The sequence below is a fragment of the Lysinibacillus sp. GbtcB16 genome, from assembly GCF_019091145.1.
Taxonomy (GTDB): domain Bacteria; phylum Bacillota; class Bacilli; order Bacillales_A; family Planococcaceae; genus Lysinibacillus; species Lysinibacillus fusiformis.
Genome location: NZ_JAGXJV010000026.1, coordinates 1 through 5,866, shown reverse-complemented (window position 1 = coordinate 5,866; position 5,866 = coordinate 1). Strand labels below are relative to the sequence as shown.

5 protein-coding genes, 3 tRNA genes and 1 rRNA gene are annotated in these 5,866 nt (G+C 39.1%); 4 read left to right on the top strand and 5 right to left on the bottom strand.

Annotated features, from left to right (window positions below; all coding sequences use genetic code 11):
- Both rrf and KVT27_RS22755 read right to left on the bottom strand, forming a co-directional pair.
- Positions 1 to 75 (bottom strand): 5S ribosomal RNA (gene rrf / locus KVT27_RS22760); the annotation flags it as partial.
- Positions 76 to 323: 248 nt separating this feature from the next.
- Positions 324 to 1,394, bottom strand: coding sequence for a cysteine desulfurase family protein (locus KVT27_RS22755; RefSeq protein ID WP_051998172.1), 1,071 nt, complete (start codon positions 1,392 to 1,394; stop codon positions 324 to 326).
- A gap of 100 nt (positions 1,395 to 1,494) precedes the next feature.
- Between KVT27_RS22755 and nadB the strand changes: the two genes are divergently transcribed.
- The 4 genes from nadB (at position 1,495) to KVT27_RS22735 (ending at position 5,545) form a co-directional block, all read left to right on the top strand.
- Positions 1,495 to 3,081 carry an L-aspartate oxidase gene (gene nadB / locus KVT27_RS22750; RefSeq protein ID WP_217581990.1) on the top strand — a complete coding sequence of 529 codons (1,587 nt, stop codon included), beginning with the start codon at positions 1,495 to 1,497 and terminating at the stop codon, positions 3,079 to 3,081.
- Positions 3,038 to 3,898, top strand: a complete 861-nt coding sequence (gene nadC / locus KVT27_RS22745; RefSeq protein WP_036119831.1) for a carboxylating nicotinate-nucleotide diphosphorylase — start codon at positions 3,038 to 3,040, stop codon at positions 3,896 to 3,898. Before nadB ends, nadC begins: the two co-directional genes overlap by 44 nt.
- Positions 3,885 to 4,988: a quinolinate synthase NadA gene (gene nadA, locus KVT27_RS22740; RefSeq protein WP_217581989.1), complete on the top strand. Its 1,104-nt coding sequence runs from the start codon at positions 3,885 to 3,887 to the stop codon at positions 4,986 to 4,988. Before nadC ends, nadA begins: the two co-directional genes overlap by 14 nt.
- Before the next feature lie 140 nt (positions 4,989 to 5,128).
- Positions 5,129 to 5,545: a VOC family protein gene (locus KVT27_RS22735; RefSeq protein ID WP_008181739.1), complete on the top strand. Its 417-nt coding sequence runs from the start codon at positions 5,129 to 5,131 to the stop codon at positions 5,543 to 5,545.
- Between the two features lie 67 nt (positions 5,546 to 5,612).
- Here KVT27_RS22735 and KVT27_RS22730 read toward each other — a convergent pair.
- The 3 genes from KVT27_RS22730 to KVT27_RS22720 form a co-directional block, all read right to left on the bottom strand.
- Positions 5,613 to 5,684 (bottom strand) — tRNA-Glu (locus KVT27_RS22730).
- Positions 5,685 to 5,686: 2 nt separating this feature from the next.
- Positions 5,687 to 5,777, bottom strand: a tRNA-Ser gene (locus KVT27_RS22725).
- 12 nt (positions 5,778 to 5,789) lie between these two features.
- Positions 5,790 to 5,866: transfer RNA gene (locus KVT27_RS22720), tRNA-Asn, on the bottom strand.

Below are 5,866 nucleotides of genomic sequence, written 5' to 3'. Positions count from 1 at the left end.
ACCATCGGCGCTAAAGAGCTTAACTTCCGTGTTCGGTATGGGAACGGGTGTGACCTCTTTGCCATCATCACTAGACTGCTTTATTATGTATCTTGTTTTGAAGTTGTTTACCTGTCCTTCAAGACAAGAATTATTGTATAACGTTTTCTCATATTGTGCAATACTTTTTTATAAAAAAAAGAAATTATTACTTTTAAAAGATATTTTTGTTAAGAAAGAGAAAATATTGCCCTGCAAAATATTATAGCAATAGTTGTTTCAAAAGAAAACAATTATTTTTCATCTATATATTTTCAGCTTATGATCTTGCTTAAAACTTGCTACTAAATAGTAGCAAGTTCCATAGTCAATCTATCAATTTCTTTAAATGTTGTTGAATCTCCGAATGATATTCTAAAGAATTGGCGTGCCGCTTCCATTGAATAATTCATAGATAAAATGGCTTTTGTTCCGGATTCGCTATGAATATCACACGCACTTCCTGTTGATATACTGATCCCTGCCTCGTTTAATTTTAATAATACATATTGCCCCTCCACTTTACTCATCATGACACCACAAATATTCGGCAATTGCTGCTTACACTCTATTAGGCGACCTGCTTTTGGTAGACGACTTTTAAAATATCTTCTTAATTCCTCGTAATGCTGTCTTTCATAACTATTATTTTCAACCGCTGCCGCAAAGGAAACAATGGAAGGTGTATCTAAAGTTCCCCCTCTTAATCCTCTTTCATGAGTTACGCCTGGTGTTAGTGCTGGAACACGAATTGCAGGGTTTATATAAACAGCGCCGCAGCCTTTAGGTCCTCCTATTTTATGTGCGGAAATTGTCATAGCGTCTCCCCCTCTTGGTATAGTTAATTTTCCAAAGGATTGTACACAATCTATATGACAGTAAACAGCGGATTCTTTTGCTGCTTCGATTATTTTTTCCACAGGTTGAATAGAACCAATTTCTGAATTTACATGTTGAATGGAAATTAATGCTGTATCTTTTCGAATAGCAAGTAGTAGTTGTTTTGAGTCAATACAACCATCCTTTTGCAACGGTAATTTTGTCACCTCAAAACCCATTTTCTCCAATGTATTTAAAGCTGCATGTACAGACGTATGTTCAGCTTGTGATGAAATAATATGTTTTCCTTTTTTAGAGGCTAATGCTAATGACAAAATGGCCATAATATTTCCTTCCGTTCCGCTTCCAGTAAAGATTACGCCATCACTATTGACGCCAAGTTCATTAGCTATAATCTCTCTTGACTGCTGGATAAAATAATGCGCTTGTCCCCCTAAATCATGGAGACTTGAGCTATTTCCATAATAACGCTGTGCTACCTCTACATATGCTTCAAGCGCCTTCTTCGTCATTGGTGTTGTTGCTGCGTAATCCATGTAGATCATCGTATTCATCCTCTCTCGTTCAACAGGTCTTGTTTTCTTTTTTATTTTATGTAAAGATAGGTGTAAAGACAACTGTAAAGAAGGTATAACTATGGATGTAAAGACAGACGTCCTTATAATTGGTAGTGGTATTGCAGCACTTCAGGCAGCTCTACTGCTCGAAGAACATTTTAAAATACAAATAGTTACAAAATCTTCCGTCCATACGAGCAGCTCCTATCGTGCACAGGGTGGCATTGCCGCCGTGACAAGTGAGGAGGATCATATTGATTACCATATTGCGGATACATTGAAGGCCGGAGAATTTCATCATGAAAGTAGCCATGTTCAAATGCTCATAGAAGAAGGCACAAAAATAATGCGTAACTACCTTCAAGCTGGATTCCCCATTGATCGGCATAGCAATGGAGCCCCTGCTCTAGGTCTGGAGGGAGCACATAGCCATCATCGTATTCTTCATGCAGGTGGTGATCGTACTGGTCAAATTTTCATAGATTACTTGCTTCATAAACTTTCACCTAATACAAAGGTAAATTGCTATGAAATGGCCTATGAACTTTTACTAAATACAAATGGTGACTGTGTAGGTGTACTTACAAAAGGATGCGAAGGCACTAAACGCTACTTTGCCCATCATGTTATTTTAGCGACAGGTGGTGCAGGAGCACTTTATTCAAGTACATCTAATGACCCAACAAATACTGGTGATGGTATTGCTTTAGCATTTCGGGCAGGAGCTGCCATCAGTGATATGGAATTTATGCAGTTTCATCCAAGTTTGCTTTGGTGTGAAAACGAGGCAAAAGGATTGATTTCTGAAGCGGTACGAGGAGCTGGTGGTATTTTTGTCGATGCCCAACGTCGTCCAATTATGAAGGGCATCCATGCACAACTTGACTTAGCGCCAAGACATATTACAGCACTCGTATTATTTAACAAACGGGCGGCTGGTGAGGAAACATTCCTTGATATATCCTCCATCCAAAATTTTGATGTAAAATTTCCATCAATCACACAGCTTTGCCGTAACAACCATATTGACTTACAAGATGGCCTAGTTCCTGTTTCACCAGGTAGTCATTTTTTAATGGGCGGTATTATTGCTGATGATAAAGGCAGAACCACTATAGCCAACTTGTATGCTATCGGCGAAGTGGCCTGTACAGGGGTCCACGGAGCTAATCGTTTAGCTAGTAACTCCCTATTAGAAGGAATTACTTTTGGGCACAGAATGGCATATTTCATTATTCAACAAGGCTGTAGCCAAAAAGATTTCTTACTTGCTAGCGATAAAAGTGTCGATTCAATGCCTTCATTATTCAGCAAACAACAATTACAGCAACATATGATGAAGTACTTAGGTATCGTTAGAAACGGTGACGATTTGCAATATTCCCTCCAGCAATTACCCTCTATACAAGCACTTCTCCATGCAAATTTAAAGGGTTTGCAACAGACTGAGCTGGAACTATATATGATGCATGTTGTCGCCACATTAATAACCCATGCGGCCATTACAAGAACTGAAACACGTGGAGCCCACATTCGTAGCGATAAACCCGCGATGGAAGCAAAGTGGGCAAACCGATGGATTATTTTTTCTCAAGGACAAATGAAAGTGAGGAATTCATTGTATGAATATCATCAAACTCGAGGAAATGCTCAAACAATTTTTTAATGAGGATATAGGTGATGGGGATTTATCGAGTGAATATATTTTTTCTCCTAAAGAGCAAGGAACTTTTTCATTTTATGCCAAAGAAAGTGGCATTTTTTGTGGCGCACCTATTATTGAGCATGGCTTTCACGTATTAGATCGGTCTATAAAAGTCAACCTTCCTAAAAAAGATGGGGAAGCCGTAGAGGCTGGCGACGTCATTGCCATTATAGATGGGCCCTTACAAAAATTATTAATGGGAGAACGCGTAATTTTAAATCTTATACAACGGATGTCTGCAATAGCTACGGCGGCTCACCTAGCAGTACAGGAAATTGCAGGAACGCACACAAAAATTTGCGATACCCGTAAAACGATTCCTGGCTTGCGTATGCTTGATAAATATGCTGTTCGAATCGGTGGTGCTTTTAACCATCGCAACGGCCTATATGATGCAATCATGCTAAAGGATAATCATATTGCTTTTGCTGGTAGTCTAACAAACGCCATTCAGGCTGCTAGAGAAAAAGTTGGTCATACCGTTAAAATTGAAGTGGAAATAGAAACAAAAAAACAGCTAGATGAAGCCATTTTAGCTGGTGCAGATATTATAATGTTTGATAATCGAAGTCCTGAAGAAATACGTGCATGGCTGCCAGCTGTTCCTTCTTCTATCACGACTGAAGCGTCAGGAGGCATTACTCTTGAAAATATAAGAGCTTATGCTCAAACAGGTATACAGTGGATTTCACTTGGTTCTCTAACCCACTCTGTCAAAGCCTTTGACATTAGCGCCCTTGTACAAATGAAAGGAGGCTACTCCATTGTCCATCACTAGTTTATTACAGCAGACGACGTTACTTCCTGAGCATTATCGGGCATTATCCATATCGGAAATGGAATCTCGTATTTTATCAATCAAAAAAAAATTAGGATCTAAGCTTTTTATTCCGGGACATCACTATCAAAAAGATGAAGTTATCCAATTTGCTGATGCAACGGGAGATTCCTTACAGCTGGCTCAATTATCTGCAGCAAACAAAGAGGCGGAGCACATCGTATTTTGTGGGGTACATTTTATGGCTGAAACTGCTGATATGCTAACATCAAAACAACAACATGTATATTTACCAGATATGCGTGCTGGTTGCTCGATGGCTGACATGGCTGATATTTATCAAACTGAACAAGCATGGCCCATTTTACAGCAGCTCTTTGGTGATACGATCATTCCACTTACCTATGTTAATTCAACAGCCGCTATTAAAGCTTTTACAGGAAGACATGGTGGTGCATGTGTAACATCCTCTAATGCGAAAGAGCTTGTTCAGTGGGCATTTACACAAAAACAGCGTATCTTCTTTTTACCCGACCAACATTTAGGCAGAAATACTGCTTATGACTTAGGTGTTCCACTCGAGAATATGGCCGTTTGGAATCCGCATAAAAATATACTTGAAACTAAACAGCCTCTTGAGAACATCCAAGTTATTCTGTGGAAGGGTCATTGCTCTGTACATGAAGGATTTACAGTTCAACATACAGAGACTGTTCGTAAGGAATATCCAGCCATGAAAATTATTGTTCACCCTGAATGTAGTCGTGAAGTTGTAGATGTGGCTGATGATGCTGGTTCAACTAAGTACATTATCGATACAATTAGTCAAGCACCTAGTGGATCTGCATGGGCAATAGGGACAGAAATGAATCTAGTCAATCGTATTATAAAGCAGCATCCAGATAAACAGATCATCTCTTTAAATGAAAACTTTTGTCCTTGCCTAACGATGAATCGCATTGATCTCCCCCATTTACTATGGTGCTTAGAAAGCATTGAACAAGGTCAACCACATAACCGTATTCAAGTTGATAGCCATACTAGCACTGAAGCTCTTAGTTCTCTGGAAAGAATGTTAGCAAGAAGATAAATTACGATTTTAAAGCAGAGATGTTGTAAAAAACAATATTTCTGCTTTTTATTTGCTCAAAAAATTAAGTATCTGGGTTACCTCCTGAAATTGACACCCATTTATTTTTTATGATAATGTCGATTTGGAGGTGATAAGAAATGTCTTTTCAATCGAAAAATATTTTCATTAATTTACCAGTAAAAAATGTAAACAAATCCACGTCATTTTTTAAGGAGTTAGGTTTTGAGTTCAATCAACAATTCAGTGATGAAACAACTTCCTCAATGATTATTAGTGAAAATATTTTTGCTTTACTAATGGTCGAAGATCGCTTCAAAGGATTTAGTAACAAGGAAATACCGGATACTACTGTTTCTGCTCAAGCAATTTTATGTCTATCTGCAGAAAATCGCGAGCAAGTAGATCAGCTAGTAAATAAGGCACTTGCCTCCGGGGGTAAACCTTATAGTGATCCACAGGATCATGGATTTATGTATGGCTGGGGTTTTCAAGATTTAGATGGGCATATTTGGGAAGTAGTTTATATGGATGAGCATGCAATGAATCAAGAGTAAATCGTTTATCTTACATTAGTTTTCTATAAAAAAACAGTAGACGCAAACGCATCTACTGTTTTTTGTATGACCCGTACGGGATTCGAACCCGTGTTACCGCCGTGAAAGGGCGGTGTCTTAACCACTTGACCAACGGGCCAATGGCGGAGAAGGAGGGATTTGAACCCTCGCGCCGGTTACCCGACCTACACCCTTAGCAGGGGCGCCTCTTCAGCCTCTTGAGTACTTCCCCACACAAAAAAAATGGCTCCGAAGGCAGGACTCGAACCTGCGACAACCTGATTAACAGTCAGGTGCTACTACCAACTGAGCTACTTCGGA